This is a genomic window from Sagittula stellata E-37, assembly GCF_039724765.1.
Taxonomy (GTDB): Bacteria; Pseudomonadota; Alphaproteobacteria; order Rhodobacterales; family Rhodobacteraceae; genus Sagittula; species Sagittula stellata.
Map to the genome: position 1 here is coordinate 1686584 of NZ_CP155729.1, position 12679 is coordinate 1699262.

10 protein-coding genes are annotated in these 12679 nt (G+C 66.0%); all 10 read left to right on the forward strand.

Annotated features, from left to right (window positions below):
• Positions 1 to 47: 47 nt before the first annotated feature.
• The 10 genes from murG (at position 48) to ABFK29_RS08135 (ending at position 12676) form a co-directional block, all read left to right on the forward strand.
• Positions 48 to 1190 (forward strand): undecaprenyldiphospho-muramoylpentapeptide beta-N-acetylglucosaminyltransferase, encoded by a 1143-nt coding sequence (murG, locus tag ABFK29_RS08090; protein ID WP_040604260.1) that lies wholly within the window; start codon positions 48 to 50, stop codon positions 1188 to 1190.
• A gap of 13 nt (positions 1191 to 1203) precedes the next feature.
• The gene (gene murC / locus ABFK29_RS08095; RefSeq protein ID WP_005856851.1) at positions 1204 to 2601 is read left to right on the forward strand and encodes a UDP-N-acetylmuramate--L-alanine ligase; all 1398 of its coding nucleotides are present in this window, start codon (positions 1204 to 1206) and stop codon (positions 2599 to 2601) included.
• A 195-nt stretch (positions 2602 to 2796) separates the two neighbouring features.
• Positions 2797 to 3051 carry a DUF2484 family protein gene (locus ABFK29_RS08100; RefSeq protein ID WP_040604261.1) on the forward strand — a complete coding sequence of 85 codons (255 nt, stop codon included), beginning with the start codon at positions 2797 to 2799 and terminating at the stop codon, positions 3049 to 3051.
• Positions 3052 to 3427: 376 nt separating this feature from the next.
• Positions 3428 to 4351: a UDP-N-acetylmuramate dehydrogenase gene (murB, locus tag ABFK29_RS08105; RefSeq protein WP_005856855.1), complete on the forward strand. Its 924-nt coding sequence runs from the start codon at positions 3428 to 3430 to the stop codon at positions 4349 to 4351.
• A 285-nt stretch (positions 4352 to 4636) separates the two neighbouring features.
• Positions 4637 to 5551: a D-alanine--D-alanine ligase gene (locus ABFK29_RS08110; RefSeq protein ID WP_040604262.1), complete on the forward strand. Its 915-nt coding sequence runs from the start codon at positions 4637 to 4639 to the stop codon at positions 5549 to 5551.
• Positions 5539 to 6438 (forward strand): cell division protein FtsQ/DivIB, encoded by a 900-nt coding sequence (locus ABFK29_RS08115; protein WP_005856860.1) that lies wholly within the window; start codon positions 5539 to 5541, stop codon positions 6436 to 6438. Before ABFK29_RS08110 ends, ABFK29_RS08115 begins: the two co-directional genes overlap by 13 nt.
• 31 nt (positions 6439 to 6469) lie before the next feature.
• Positions 6470 to 7798, forward strand: a complete 1329-nt coding sequence (gene ftsA / locus ABFK29_RS08120) for a cell division protein FtsA (protein ID WP_005856862.1) — start codon at positions 6470 to 6472, stop codon at positions 7796 to 7798.
• Between the two features lie 687 nt (positions 7799 to 8485).
• Entirely contained in the window at positions 8486 to 10126 is a 1641-nt protein-coding gene (ftsZ, locus tag ABFK29_RS08125) for a cell division protein FtsZ (RefSeq protein ID WP_005856864.1), read from the forward strand.
• A 533-nt stretch (positions 10127 to 10659) separates the two neighbouring features.
• Positions 10660 to 11589 (forward strand): UDP-3-O-acyl-N-acetylglucosamine deacetylase, encoded by a 930-nt coding sequence (gene lpxC, locus ABFK29_RS08130; RefSeq protein WP_005856868.1) that lies wholly within the window; start codon positions 10660 to 10662, stop codon positions 11587 to 11589.
• 232 nt (positions 11590 to 11821) lie between these two features.
• On the forward strand, positions 11822 to 12676 hold the full coding sequence (locus ABFK29_RS08135) for an outer membrane protein assembly factor BamD (protein WP_040604263.1): 855 nt from the start codon (positions 11822 to 11824) through the stop codon (positions 12674 to 12676).
• The last annotated feature ends 3 nt before the right edge of the window (positions 12677 to 12679 follow it).

Sequence of the window (12679 nt, forward strand, 5' to 3'; positions counted from 1 at the left end):
GCGGGCTCTGGTATAAGGGGCCGCTGATACGCATACGGGAGATCGGAATGGCGGAGCGACGGCCCTTGTTGGTCATGGCGGCGGGTGGCACCGGGGGACATATGTTCCCCGCGCAGGCCCTGGCCGAGATCATGCTGGACCGCGGATGGCGCGTGAAGCTGTCGACCGAGGCCCGCGGTGCCCGCTACACCGGCGGCTTCCCCGAGGGTGTCGAGATCGAGCAGGTGCCCTCTGCGACCTTCGCGAGGGGCAATGTGCTGGCCAAGGCGGGTGTGCCCTTCAAGGTCGCGGGCGGTGTGCTGTCCGCGATGCGCAAGATGCGGCGCGACCGCCCCGATGCGGTCGTGGGCTTTGGCGGCTATCCGTCGATCCCGGCCCTGACGGCGGCGTGGGTTCTGAAACTGCCGCGCATGATTCATGAGCAGAACGGGGTCCTTGGCCGGGTGAACGAGATCTTCTCAAAGAAGGTCGATCTGGTGGCCTGCGGAACATGGCCCACGGCCCTGCCTGAGGGTGTCGAGGGCGTGCACGTGGGCAACCCGGTGCGCGCCGCGGTGCGGGAACGTGCGGGCGCGGGCTATATCGCGCCGGGGCCATACCCGATGTCGATGCTGGTGATCGGCGGGTCGCAGGGCGCGCGCATCCTGTCGGACGTGGTGCCCCCGGCCATCGCCGCGCTGCCGCTGGACATGGTGCGCAACCTGCGCGTCAGCCACCAGGCGCGGGACGAGGACGGCGAACGGGTCGCCACCTACTACGCGGAGAACGGGGTGCAGGCCGACGTGCAGCCCTTCTTCCACGACCTGCCCGCGCTGATGAGCGAGGCGCAACTGGTGATCTCGCGCTCGGGTGCATCCTCGGTGGCCGACATTTCGGTGATCGGGCGGCCGTCGATCCTGATCCCCTACAAGGTCGCGGCGGGGGACCACCAGACGGTGAACGCGCAGGGGCTGGTCGATGCGGGTGCGGCGATCCGCATCCCGGAAAGCCAGCTCAACATCGAGAGCCTCAGGGACTCGATCGAGGCGATCCTGTCGGATGAACAGGGCGCGATCCGCATGGGGCAGGCGGCTCTTTCGGTGTCGAAACCGCAAGCGGCCGAACATCTGGCCTCGCTGGTCGAAGAACTGGCGGGCTACAGGACACAAGAAAAGGAAGACGAGGCGGGACATGAAGGATTTGACCATTGAGCGGAGCGCCTGCATGACCGGCGCGACGAAGCTGCCCGGCGACGTGGGCGCGATCCATTTCGTCGGCATCGGCGGCATCGGCATGTCGGGCATCGCCGAGGTCCTGCTGAACCACGGCTACACGGTGCAGGGCTCTGACCTGAAGACATCCAAGATCACCGAACGGCTGGCCGGGATGGGTGCGACGGTGTTCGAAGGCCAGCGGGCCGAGAACCTAGAAGGTGCTGATGTCGTTGTGATTTCCTCGGCCATCAAGCCGGGCAACCCGGAGCTGGACGAGGCACGGCGCCGCGGTTTGCCGGTGGTCCGCCGGGCCGAGATGCTGGCCGAGCTGATGCGCCTGAAGTCGAACATTGCCATCGCCGGGACCCATGGCAAGACGACCACGACGACCATGGTCGCGACGTTGCTGGATGCCGGCAACTTCGACCCGACGGTGGTGAACGGCGGCATCATTCATGCCTATGGCTCCAACGCGCGGATGGGGCAGGGCGAATGGATGGTGGTGGAGGCCGACGAGAGCGACGGCACCTTCAACCGCCTGCCCGCGACCATCGCCATCGTCACCAACATCGACCCGGAGCACATGGAACACTGGGGCTCGATCGAGAACCTGCGGCAGGGGTTTTACGACTTTGTGTCGAACATCCCGTTCTACGGCCTGGCGGTCTGCTGCACCGACCATCCGGAAGTGCAGGCGCTGGTTGGTCGCGTGACCGACCGCCGCGTGGTGACCTACGGATTCAACGCGCAGGCGGACGTGCGCGCCATGGGTCTGCGCTACGAAAAAGGCGTGGCGCATTTCGACGTGCACTTCCAGGTGTCGGGTGAGGTGATCGAGGGAATGACCCTTCCGATGCCCGGAGATCACAACGTTTCCAACGCCTTGTCTGCCATCGCCGTGGCGCGCCACCTCGGTATGACGGGCGAGGAGATCCGGGCGGCACTGGCGGCGTTCGGCGGTGTGAACCGGCGTTTCACCAAGGTGGGCGAGGTGAACGGGGTCACGATCATCGACGATTACGGTCACCACCCGGTTGAAATCGCGGCGGTGCTGAAGGCGGCGCGCCAGGCCTCCGAAGGGCGGGTGATCGCCGTGCACCAGCCGCACCGCTACACCCGTCTGCACCACCATTTCGAGGAGTTCTGCTCCTGCTTCAACGAGGCCGATGTCGTCGCCATCGCGGAGGTCTATGCCGCCGGCGAAACCCCCATCGAGGGGGCGACACGCGACGATCTGGTGGCAGGGCTTGTGCGTCACGGCCACCGCCACGCGCGGGCCTTGCGCGACGAGGACGACCTGGAGCGGCTGGTCCGCGAGCAGGCGCAGCCGGGCGACATGGTGGTCTGCCTTGGCGCGGGCACGATTTCCGCCTGGGCGAACGGGCTGGCCGCGCGACTGGCGAAGTGACCGGCCTGCGTCGGGAATAAGCCTTTTTCTTCAGATGGATGGGTGCGGTCGATTTCGGGCCGGCATATTCGAAGGGCCCCCGCGTGGGGCCCTTTTCGTTGCATTTCACGATGTCGTTTGCGCCCGGAGGCTTGCGCATTGCAGCGGATCCGGGCACACTCAAGGGGCCTGCGGGGGCAAAAAGGAGTAGGAGCCATGACGCTCTCATTGACTCTCGCGTGCCTCTGGGCGGTGGCCGCGAACATCGCGGCGATGATCCCATCTTCCGACAATCACTGGGCCCGCGCATACGTGCTGATCGCGGTCGGAATCCCGCTTGTCGGGTATGTGACCTACGAGAATGGTCCGTGGATCGGGCTGGCCACGCTGGTGGCCGGGATGAGCCTTCTGCGCTGGCCGGTGTTTTACCTCGCAAGCTGGGGCCGCCGCGTGATGTGGCGGACGGAGTGATCCGCGCGGTCACTTGACGTTTCACCCTTAAGGCACCGTCCGTTGGGGCGGTCTTGCCTGTTTAAGGATGCGCGCGGTCGGGTTGATCCACCGTACGCAGGGCCGCGTGGCACCAGATGTGGTGGCACCGGACGGCCCACACACGACACCCCTTCAGATCGTTAACGCCAGCGCGCCCCGCGTTACCGGCAAACCAGCCGGTTCGGGGTGTCGAAACGGCCGGTTGGTAACCTATTGCCGGGCGGGGCGTGTTGCGCGCCGGAAATCTAGTTAACGGGCGGGTTTGTCGCGGCCATGGGCCGGTATTTGCCCGCCGTGCGCGCATCCGGTTGCAAGCCCCGTTGCACAGGCGCCGCGCCGACGGTAGCAGGTCGTCATGACTTATGCCCTGCCCGAAACCCGGGGGCGGCTGACGCCCGACCGGCCCCTCAACGATCTGACCTGGCTGCGCGTCGGCGGCCCCGCGGACTGGTTCTTCCAGCCGGCGGACCACGACGACCTTTGCGCGTTCCTGGGTGCGCTCGATCCCAACGTGCCGGTCTTTCCGATGGGGGTCGGGTCGAACCTGATCGTGCGCGACGGCGGGGTGCGGGCGGTGGTGATCCGGCTGGGGCGGGGCTTCAACGGCATATCGGTCGACGGCACGCGGGTAACCTGCGGCGCGGCGGCGCTGGATGCGCATGTGGCGAAGCGGGCGGCGCAGGCGGGGGTCGACCTGACCTTCCTGCGCACCATCCCCGGCAGCATCGGCGGCGCGGTCCGGATGAATGCGGGATGCTACGGGTCCTACGTGGCCGACCATCTGGTCGAAGCGCGGGCCGTCACGCGGGACGGCAAACTTGTGAGCCTGTCGCCCGACGCGCTGGCCTTTGGCTACCGGTCGAGCAACCTGCCGGATGGCTGGGTTCTGGTCGAGGCGGTCTTCGAAGGTGCGGCGGGCGATCCGGAGGTGCTGGAGGCGCGTATGGAAGAGCAACTGGCCAAGCGCGACGCGACCCAGCCGGTCAAGGACCGCTCGGCGGGCAGCACCTTCCGCAACCCGGCGGGGTTTTCCTCGACCGGGCGGGCGGACGACACGCATGAGTTGAAAGCGTGGAAGGTGATCGACGACGCCGGGATGCGGGGCGCCACGCGGGGTGGGGCGCAGATGTCTCCGAAGCATTCGAACTTCCTCGTGAACACCGGCGGTGCAACGGCGGCGGACCTTGAAGGGCTGGGCGAAGACGTGCGGGCCAAGGTGCGCGACCAGTCGGGGATCGAGCTGGTCTGGGAGGTCATCCGGATCGGCGATCCGGGCTGATCCCGCACCCTTTCGGGCCTTTCAGGGCAGATCGTACCGGGCGGGCGGAGTTTGCCGCATCCTTTTCGGCAACATGGGACCGAATCGTGATGCGGTATCCGTGAAAAAGAGTTTTCCAAGCCCGAACAAAGACGTTACACTCGGAACTTGCGGGGCTGTTGCGCCCACGCCAAAGGCGGACATTTCCGGCGGTCGAGACAATAAAAGCGGACCGGCGGAGCGCGACCACAGGCAGGTTGCATTACAAACATGGGGGTGAACCCCCGGGAAAAAGGCAGTTTTGGGATGTCGAGCAGGACACTCCCGAAAGTGGCGGTGCTCAAAGGCGGACCCTCGGCGGAGCGCGAGGTTTCGCTGGTTTCCGGACGGGAATGTGCCGCCGCTCTGAGGGGCGAAGGGTACGAGGTGATCGAACTGGACGCGGGGCCGGATGTGGCCGAACGTCTGAAGGAGATCGCCCCGGACGTGGTTTTCAACGCATTGCACGGGCGCTGGGGCGAGGACGGTTGCATCCAGGGAATGCTGGAGTGGCTTCGGCTGCCCTACACGCATTCCGGTGTGCTGGCGTCGTCGCTGGCCATCGACAAGGAAAAGACCAAGGCGGCCTATCGGACGGCCGGCCTCCCGGTTGCGGAAAGCTCTCTCGCAAGAAAGAGCGACGTCATGGCCGCGCATGTCATGGCGCCGCCCTACGTGGTGAAGCCCTACAACGAGGGTTCGTCGGTCGGTGTCTACCTCGTCCACGAAGAGGCCAACGGGCCGCCGGTGCTGGACGAGACGATGCCCGAGGTGGTCATGGTCGAGCAGTTCGTGCCGGGGCGGGAGCTGACCGCGACCGTCATGGGCGGGCGTGCGCTTGGCGTGACGGAGATCCTGACCGACGGCTGGTACGACTACGACGCGAAGTACAAGGCGGGCGGGTCGCGGCACATCTGTCCGGCGGAGCTGCCGCAGGACATAACCGAGGCCTGTCTGGACTACGCGCTGCGCGCCCATGCGGCGCTTGGCTGCCGGGGCGTGTCGCGTACCGATTTCCGCTGGGACGACACGCAGGAGCTGGCAGGGCTGCGGCTGCTTGAAACGAACACCCAGCCGGGGATGACGCCGACGTCGCTGTCTCCGGAACACGGGCAGCTTGTCGGCATGAGCTTTGGCCAGTTCTGCGCGTGGATGGTGGAGGACGCCTCATGCGACAGATAAACGTGCCCGAGACCGACACCGGGATGGCGCGGCTGGACCCGCGCATGAGCCGGATGAAGTACCGGCTGGAGCGGCTGATGCTGACGCCGCTGTTCCGGTTCTCGCTGCGGGTGGTTCTGCCCTTCGCGCTGGCCTTTGGCGGCGTGACGGCGTGGTTCTCGGTCGAGGCGAACCGCATGGCGTTTACCCTGATGGTGGCGGACGTGCAGGCGGCGGTGCAGAACCGCCCGGAATTCCAGGTGAAGCTGATGGCGATCGACGGCGCGACCGACGCGGTGGCCGAAGCGATCCGCGCGGAACTGGCGCTGAACCTGCCGATGTCGAGCTTCGACATGGATCTCGACGAGATGCAGCTCAAGGCGGGCGCGCTGGACGCGGTCCGGAAGGTCGACCTGCGCATAAGGCAGGGCGGCGTCCTGCAGATCGACGTGATCGAGCGCGTCCCGGCGGTGCTGTGGCGCGGCCCCGAAGGGCTGGTCATGCTGGACGAGACCGGCATGACGGTCGGACCGGCGGCGTCCCGAGCAGAGCATGTGGACCTGCCGGTGATCGCGGGCGAGGCGGCGGAAGAGGCGGTGCCCGAAGCGCTGCGGCTCTGGGCCGTGGCGGGCCCGCTGAAGGAGCGGCTGCGCGGGTTCGAGCGGATGGGCGCGCGGCGCTGGGACGTGGTCCTCGATCGCGACCAGCGGATCATGTTGCCCGACAAGGGGGCCGTCCAGGCCTTCGAACGGGTGATCGCGATGGCCATGGCGCCGCAGGTGGACCTGCTGGCGCGCGATCTGGTTGCGGTGGACCTGCGGCTGCCCCGGCGGCCGACGATCCGCATGACCGAACATGCCACACAAGAGATGTGGCGTATCAAGTTGATAGAGGCAGGCCAGCAATGATGTTCCGGCTGATTTCGGAGGATGATGGGCAATGATCGAACTGTACGAGTCCCAGCGGGCGATGCGGAACATGCGTCGCGCGGCGATGCAGCGGGGTGTGATCGCCATCCTGGATGTGGGCACGTCCAAGATCGCCTGCCTCGTCCTGCGGTTCGACGGGACGGAGACGCGCGACGACGGCATCGGACCGCTTGCCGGGCAGTCCGGGTTCCGGGTGATCGGGGCCGCGACGACGCGGTCGCGCGGGGTCCGTTTCGGCGAGATCAGCGCCATGGGCGAGACCGAGCGCGCGATCCGCACCGCGGTGCAGGCGGCGCAGAAGATGGCGGGCATCCGTGTCGACCACGTGATCGCGGCCTTCTCGGGCGCCGATCCGCGGAGCTACGGGCTGGCCGGGCAGGTGGAGGTGATGGGCGTCACCGTGGACGAACAGGACGTGGCGCGCGTGCTGTCGGCCTGCGACGTGCCGGACTTCGGCCATGGCCGAGAGGTGCTGCACGCCCAGCCGGTGAACTTCGCGCTCGACCACCGATCCGGCCTGATCGATCCGCGCGGTCAGATCGGCACGGAGCTGTCCTGCGACATGCACATGCTGACGGTCGACGCGCAGGCGATCCAGAACCTTGCGCATTGCGTGAAGCGCTGTGACCTGGAACTCGCCGGGCTTGCGTCCTCGGCCTATGTTTCGGGGATCGCGGCGCTGGTGGAGGACGAGCAGGAGCTGGGCTCGGCCTGTATCGACATGGGCGGCGGCACGACCGGCATTTCGATCTTCATCAAGAAGCACATGATCTATTCCGACAGCGTGCGGATGGGTGGGGACCACGTGACCTCGGACATCTCGATGGGTCTGCAGGTGCCGATGGCGACGGCCGAGCGGATCAAGACCTTCTACGGCGGTGTCGAGGCCACGGGCATGGACGACCGCGAGATGATCGAGTGCGGCGGCGAAACCGGCGACTGGGAACACGACCGCCGGACGGTCAGCCGGGCCGAACTGATCGGCATCATGCGCCCGCGGGTCGAGGAGATTCTGGAGGAAGTGCGGGTGCGGCTGGACGCGGCGGGGTTCGACCATCTGCCGTCGCAGCAGATCGTGCTGACCGGCGCGGCCTCGCAGATCCCCGGGCTCGACGGGCTGGCGTCGAAGATCCTGCGCCAGCAGGTGCGTCTGGGCCGTCCATTGCGGGTCCATGGACTGCCGCAGGCCGCGACAGGTCCGGGCTTTGCCGGGGCAGTGGGCCTGTGCCTCTTCGCGGCGCATCCGCAGGATGAATGGTGGGATTTCGAGATCCCCGTGGATCGCTACCCGGCGCGCTCCTTCAAGCGCGCAGTACAATGGTTCCGCGACAACTGGTGACAGGATTTTCTCCGAAAAATCCTGTCACGGCCGGAAAGTCATGTTTCCGTCAGGAAATGTGACACCGGCACGGCGCCGTTGTTGGCGGCAGGTCGCGGATTTTCTCCGAAAAATCCTGTCACGTCCGGAAGGTCATGTTCCCGTCAGGAAACGTGACACCGGCACGGCGCCGTTGATGGCGGCGGGTTGAGGATTTTCGTCGAAAACCCTGTTGCCTCGGGCGCGCGCCCGAGCGGGCGACAGCCGGATTTTCTCGCGGGAGTTTCAGGGCATCAGCGGATGGCAGGCTCGGCGCCCAGGCGTTTCCGCAGGTGCCGGAGCTCTTTGGCCGCAGGCGTGTTTTTTCGCGTGACGCCGCCGCGCGGTCCTGTTAACAAATCAGTGCATAAGCGCGGGAGAACCGCCGCAGGAGGATCGGGCAGGATCCTTGAAACACCGAATTCGAGTCGCCGCCCCGCGGGTGGTGGCTTTGTCGTGCTTGTGCCCAGGATGCGGCGGACCACTGGATATCGCGCTTTCGGCGAATACTCGCGGAAACTGGGCGGAAATGTGGCATATTTGGTGGGAATCTGCTGATTTTTGCGTGACGATCGGGCTTGCAGTGAGTAAACTGAACCCTAACAGGCCGACGACGTGCCTGGACGGGTCGAAAAGACACACACGACAAGAACACAGGCGGACGACACCATGGCACTGAACCTATCCATGCCCGGACAGGATGAATTGAAGCCGCGCATCACGGTCTTCGGCGTGGGCGGGGCAGGCGGCAACGCCGTCAACAACATGATCGAAAAGAACCTCGAAGGCGTGGACTTCGTGGTGGCCAACACCGACGCGCAGGCGCTGCAGCAGAGCATGTCTCAGAGCCGCATCCAGCTGGGCGTGAAAGTGACCGAGGGTCTCGGCGCAGGGGCGCGGGCGTCGGTTGGCGCTGCGGCCGCCGAAGAGTCGATCGAACAGATCGTGGATCACCTCGCCGGCGCGCACATGTGCTTCATCACGGCGGGCATGGGCGGCGGCACCGGGACGGGTGCGGCGCCGATCATTGCTCAGGCAGCGCGTGAACTTGGCGTGCTAACCGTCGGTGTGGTCACGAAACCTTTCCAGTTCGAAGGCGCCAAGCGGATGCGCCAGGCCGAGGAAGGCGTCGACACGCTGCAGAAGATGGTCGACACGCTGATCATCATTCCGAACCAGAACCTGTTCCGGCTCGCCAACGAGAAGACGACCTTCACCGAAGCGTTCTCGATGGCGGACGACGTGCTCTATCAGGGCGTCAAGGGCGTGACCGACCTGATGGTCCGTCCGGGTCTCATCAACCTCGACTTCGCCGACGTGCGCGCGGTGATGGACGAGATGGGCAAGGCGATGATGGGCACCGGCGAGGCCGAGGGCGAAGATCGCGCAATCCAGGCGGCCGAGAAGGCTATAGCGAACCCGCTGCTGGACGAGATCAGCCTGAAAGGCGCCAAGGGCGTGCTGATCAACATCACCGGCGGTGCCGACCTGACCCTGTTCGAGCTGGACGAGGCGGCGAACCGCATCCGCGAGGAAGTGGACCAGGACGCCAACATCATCGTCGGCTCGACGCTGGACGAAGGCATGGGCGGCCTGATGCGCGTGTCCGTCGTGGCGACCGGGATCGACGCGTCCGACAACGTCGGCGACATGCCGGTGCCGCGCCGCAAGCTGTCCCAGCCGCTGCGCCAGCAGGAAGCCGAGGCCGAACCGGCCCCCGCACCGCAGCAGCGCGCTCCGGAACCTGTTGTCGCAAAGACCGCACCCGCCGCGCAGCCGGTGCAGGCACCGCTGTTCGGCGAGCTGGACGCGGAACGCGCCGCGGCCCAGGACGAGATGGAGGACATCTTCGAGGACGAGGCGCAGACTCCGGCCGCTCCGGCGACGCAGGACGACGGCCTGCCGCCGCCGGCCTACCAGCCGCAGGTTGCCGATTTCCGCCCGCAGCCCGACAGCATCGAAGCCGATCCGAACGACTTCATCGCACCGCGCAAGCCCGCCCCGGGCGTGCCGAGCCCGGACACGCTGGATCGCCTGAAGGCGGCCGCTGCCCGGACCCGCGAAGAAACCGTCCGCCAGCACGGCGCCATCCCGGCGCACGCATCGGAAGACAAGCCGCGCTTCAGCGTCAATTCGTTGATCGGCCGCATGACCGGGCACGGCTCCGAGGCCGCTCAGCCGCAATCGCAGCCGGCGCGCCGCCAGCCGCCGATGCAGGCGCAGCGCCCCGCTCCGGCCCCGGCACCCGAGGCGGATCCGGAAGAAGACCGTATCGAAATCCCGGCCTTCCTGCGCCGTCAGGCGAACTGAGGCGGACACGCTACTACCCTCGGCTTGCCCGAGACCCTCGTGGACGGCGCCCTCTGGCAACAGGGGGCGCCTTTCCTTTTCCTTTACCTTTGTGTGGGCGGGCAGGTGGCCCGACAGGGGCGCGTTAACGCGAAGGACGGCGCCTAAATCCCTGATCGTTCATGGCCTTCCCCCGATGGTGCTTGGGGAATCGTGTCGGTCTGACACGGGTGACCTGCAGGGAGATAACAGAGGGGCGCATCCTGTCTTTGTCGTCCTGCAACACGCGGCTTTTGCCACAAAGGTGGAAAAATGCGGTCACATTGCTGTGGATAGCGCCTGTTTTTTCCCTGGTAGGGACGGTGCGTTTATTAAAGTATTCCAACGGGTTGCCTGAGGTGCCCATGCGCGGAGGCGGGGGGGCGCCTAGGGCGGCGGGGGGATGTTTCACTCGGTTACAAACTTTGATTTGAGACCTTGGCCACCCGCGCTTTATCCCATTGAACAACGACGCGCCTGTCAGACGGTGCGCATCACAAATTCGGGAAGTCGACGTGCAAACCACCATCCGCTCAGCGATCAGCTTCGACGGCATCGGCCTGCATTCCGGCCGGCCCGCCCGCCTGACCATCCGTCCGGCGGTGGCGCACCGTGGCATCTGGTTCAAACGCACCGACGTCGATCTTGGCGACACGATGATCCCGGCGCGCTGGGATGCGGTCGTGCGCTCTCCGCTGTGCACACTGATCCAGAACCGGGCCGGTGTGTCCGTATCGACCGTAGAACACGTCATGGCGGCGCTGGCCGGCTGCGGCGTGCACAACGCGCTGGTCGAGATCGACGGACCCGAGGCGCCGATCCTCGACGGGTCGAGCGTGCCGTTCGTGCGCGGCATCCTCGACGCGGGCTTGCGTGTGCAAGGCGCCCCGGTGCGCGCGATCGAGATCCTGAAGCCCGTCACCGTGGAAACGAACGGTGGCTGGGCGCGCCTGTCGCCGTCGAAGACCGGGCAGGGGCTGGACATGGTGTTCCGCATCGATTTTGCCGACCGAGCCATTGGCGTGCAGGAAAAACGCCTGAACCTGGCCAACGGGACGTTCGTGCGGGAACTTAGCGATTGCCGCACCTTCTGCCGCGCCTCCGACGTGGACGCGATGCAGAAGGCGGGCAAGGCGCTTGGCGGCACCTACGAGAACGCGGTCGTGGTCGATGGCGACAAGGTCTTGTCGCCCGGCGGTTTCCGCCATGCCGATGAAGCCGTGCGCCACAAGATGCTGGATGCGCTGGGGGATCTGGCGCTGGCCGGTGCGCCGATCCTTGGCCTTTACGAAGGCCACAAGGCCGGTCACGCCATGACCAATGCGCTGCTGCACGCGCTGTTCGAAGACGCCGATGCCTGGCGCATCGTGGAGTGCGACACGGCGACCGCTGCAACCCTGCCGGGTGCAGGTGTGGTCCAGGACGAGATTCCCGCGGTCGCCTGATCCGCTTATCCACATGAGTTATGACAGATATGTGTATTGCGCCGGTTGCTGAAACCGGCGCTTTCCACATGTTGTGGAACGCTCTGGTGCCGACCGGCAATATCTTGCGATGGATTGACAGGCCGGGGGCCAATAGGGCGTTTTGCCCGCCGATTTTCTGTGCTAGACCCTGCGCAACGGGGCCTTTATGCAAGTGGGCGCAAAGGGTTCGAGAAGAACGAAGGACGGTGTGATGACAGGGGGCAGATCGCGGGCTTTGGTGTTCGGGGTGAGCGTAGCGGCTCTGCTTTTGTCGGGCTGCGGCGAACTCAAGCGCAAGGATGTCGGGCCGGACGGCCAGCCGCTGGAGACCTACACGGCCAAGCAGATCTACGAGCGCGGCGAATACGAGATGTCGCGCAAGGACTACGAGGACGGCGCCTTCTACTTCGGCGAGGTCGAGCGCCTGTATCCGTACTCTGACTGGGCCAAGCGCGCGCTGATCATGCAGGCCTATTCTTACCACAAGAACAAGGACTACGAGAACGCGCGCGGCGCGGCGCAGCGTTACATCGATTTCTACCCGTCCGATGACGACGCGGCCTATGCACAGTACCTTCTGGCGCTGAGCTATTACGACCAGATCGAACTGGTGGGCCGCGACCAGGGCCTGACGTTCCAGGCGTTGCAGGCGCTGCGGGCGGTGATCGAACGGTATCCGGACAGCGAATACGCGCGTTCCTCGATCCTGAAATTCGACCTCGCCTTCGATCACCTCGCGGGCAAGGAGATGGAGATCGGACGCTACTATCTGAAGCGCGACCACTTCGGCGCGGCGATTTCGCGGTTCCGTGTGGTGGTGGAAGACTTCCAGACCACGACCCATACGCCGGAGGCGCTGCACCGGTTGGTTGAGGCCTACCTGTCGCTGGGTCTTGTCGAAGAGGCGCAGACGGCCGCCGCGATCCTCGGTTACAACTACCAATCGACCGAGTGGTACGAGGACAGCTACCAGCTTCTCACGAAGCAGGGGCTGGAACCGCGCGCGTTCGACAACAACTGGTTGGGCAAGGTTTATCGCCAGATGGTGCGCGGCCAGTGGCTTTGAGGG

Excerpts from the sequence above, each read along its gene's own strand:
- murG (WP_040604260.1), top strand. The coding sequence starts at position 48 with ATGGCGGAGCGACGGCCCTTGTTGGTCATGGCGGCGGGTGGCACCGGG.
- murC (WP_005856851.1), top strand. The coding sequence starts at position 1,204 with ATGACCGGCGCGACGAAGCTGCCCGGCGACGTGGGCGCGATCCATTTC.
- ABFK29_RS08100 (WP_040604261.1), top strand. The coding sequence starts at position 2,797 with ATGACGCTCTCATTGACTCTCGCGTGCCTCTGGGCGGTGGCCGCGAAC.
- murB (WP_005856855.1), top strand. The coding sequence starts at position 3,428 with ATGACTTATGCCCTGCCCGAAACCCGGGGGCGGCTGACGCCCGACCGG.
- ABFK29_RS08110 (WP_040604262.1), top strand. The coding sequence starts at position 4,637 with ATGTCGAGCAGGACACTCCCGAAAGTGGCGGTGCTCAAAGGCGGACCC.
- ABFK29_RS08115 (WP_005856860.1), top strand. The coding sequence starts at position 5,539 with ATGCGACAGATAAACGTGCCCGAGACCGACACCGGGATGGCGCGGCTG.
- ftsA (WP_005856862.1), top strand. The coding sequence starts at position 6,470 with ATGATCGAACTGTACGAGTCCCAGCGGGCGATGCGGAACATGCGTCGC.
- ftsZ (WP_005856864.1), top strand. The coding sequence starts at position 8,486 with ATGGCACTGAACCTATCCATGCCCGGACAGGATGAATTGAAGCCGCGC.
- ABFK29_RS08135 (WP_040604263.1), top strand. The coding sequence starts at position 11,822 with ATGACAGGGGGCAGATCGCGGGCTTTGGTGTTCGGGGTGAGCGTAGCG.